General features: G+C 66.3%; 1 protein-coding gene and 1 pseudogene. Both read left to right on the plus strand.

The genetic code is table 11. The features are described from left to right. A partial coding sequence (locus AC1DU6_RS31650; RefSeq protein ID WP_477862142.1) for a sigma 54-interacting transcriptional regulator occupies positions 1 to 772 on the plus strand: 772 nt, incomplete at its 5' end. Beyond that, positions 769 to 1,289: pseudogene (locus tag AC1DU6_RS31655) on the plus strand (hypothetical protein); the annotation flags it as partial. The gene AC1DU6_RS31650 and the pseudogene AC1DU6_RS31655, both read left to right, overlap by 4 nt.

Here is a 1,289-nt window from a genome sequence, read left to right on the forward strand (position 1 = left end):
GGGCCGCTTCGTCGCCATCAACTGCGCGGCCATCCCCGAGACGCTGCTGGAGAGCGAACTCTTCGGCTACGAGAAGGGGGCCTTCACCGGCGCCAACAAGTCGACGCTGGGCAAGATCGAGACCGCCAACGGCGGCACGCTGATGCTCGACGAGATCGGCGACCTGCCCATGCCCTTGCAGGCCAAGCTGCTGCGCTTCCTGCAGGAGCGGGTCATCGAGCGCGTCGGCGGCCGCCAGGAGATCCCCATCGACGTGCGCGTCGTCGGCGCGACCCACCAGGATCTCAAGGCCCGGATCGTCGACGGTCGCTTTCGTGAAGACCTGTACTACCGCCTGGCAGAGATCGTCGTCGAGATACCGCCGCTGCGTGACCGTGTGGGCGACCCGGTGCTGCTTTCGCATGCCTTTGCGCGACGCTTCGCGACCGAAATGCGCCGCCCGGTACCCACACTGGCCGACGATGCCGTGCGAGCGCTGGAAGCGCATCGCTGGCCGGGCAATGTGCGCGAACTGCAGAACATGCTCAAGCGTGYCGTCATCATGGCCGAGGAGGACCGCATCGCGGCGGTGGACCTCGGTCTGCGGCCGGCGTCGGCACCGGCCGATGACAACGTGACGCTGGACCTGCGCACCGTGCGCGAAAACGCCGAACGCCAGGCCCTCATCACGGCGCTCGCCCGCACCGATGGCAACATCGTCCGTGCGTCCGAACTGTTAGGCATCAGCCGCCCAACCCTCTACGACATGATGAACCGGTTGCAGATCAAATGAACAACAAGATGCATTCCACACCCGCGCGGTTCGCCGGTGCCGTGCTCGTGGCCTCGGTGCTGCTGACCGGTTGCTGGGGTCCGTCGGCGCCGCRGATGGTCGAGTCGGGCAAGGCCCGCATGCAGAAGGCTGAATACAAGGCGGCCGTCATCGAGTTCAAGAACGCGTTGCAGAAGGATGCGTCGCTCGTCGATGCCCGCTTCTGGCTTGGCAAGGCCCTGCTGGAGACCGGCGATGCGAACGGCGCCTGGGTCGAGTTGTCGAAGGCGCGCGAAGGTGGCTACAGCAAGGACGAGCTCGTGCCTTTGATGGCCGCAGCGATGATCCTGCGCGGCGAGTCCACCAAGTTCATCGCCGAATATGCGGATGTCCAGCTCACCGACCCCAAGCGCCAGGCGGAGCTGAAGGCCGCGCTGGCCACGGCCTATGGCTCCAAGGGCAAGTATGTGCAGGCGCGCGCCGCGGCAGACGCCGCCCTGCAGGCTGATCCCAACAACATCGTCGCGCAACTCGCCGT

The sequence above is a fragment of the Roseateles sp. P5_B10 genome, from assembly GCF_056400485.1.